Raw genomic sequence first — 642 nt, forward strand, 5'->3', positions numbered from 1 at the left:
CCTTTCGCTTCAGGCATCCTCTAAGGTTAGCAATGTAATATGAAACCTGCCAATAACCAATCAATTCAAATGATCTGCAGATGAAACAAGTCAATTATGATCTGCCCATCACTTAGCGGTATCTGTTTATACGAAAGAGTTGCTTTTGCTTATTTTGAATCATTTAGCCAACGATCAAACTGGCTGTTTTATCCGTATCTAAATTGCGCACCTGAAAGGTGACTTAGCGGACTATAAGGAATCACGAGAGTTCAGCTCCTCCTTCCAAGCAGACAAACTTAGATATCCGTTAGCGGGAAATTTTAGATCTCAATAAGATATTCTGAGCCCNCATGAGATACCAATACCGCCAAAGCAGCACAGCAATGAGCGCTTCAAGAACAGCCATTCCTAACAAGCTTGTGTCTGAGCTGAAAAGCGGCAAAGCGATCAACCTAAAGCCTATTAGCCCTGTCGATACTATCGCTGCGAAAAAGACGGCGCCTTCCAAGTAAGGCTTGTAAAATGATGACAGTATCATTGCACAACCGATCCCTACTTGAAGCCCTCCATAGACAGAAAAGAATTCGGCAAGCCCCATCTCACTCTGAAAGTTTATCCCCAAGAAACTGGCGGACAATGTGGGATTTATCGCACACCACA

1 protein-coding gene is annotated in these 642 nt (G+C 43.4%); it reads left to right on the top strand.

Annotated elements, in window-relative coordinates:
• Positions 1-365 precede the first annotated feature (365 nt).
• On the top strand, positions 366-494 hold the full coding sequence (locus A3757_RS27865; protein ID WP_255374950.1) for a hypothetical protein: 129 nt from the start codon (positions 366-368) through the stop codon (positions 492-494).
• Positions 495-642: the final 148 nt, after the last annotated feature.

It is taken from the genome of Oleiphilus sp. HI0117 (assembly GCF_001635235.1).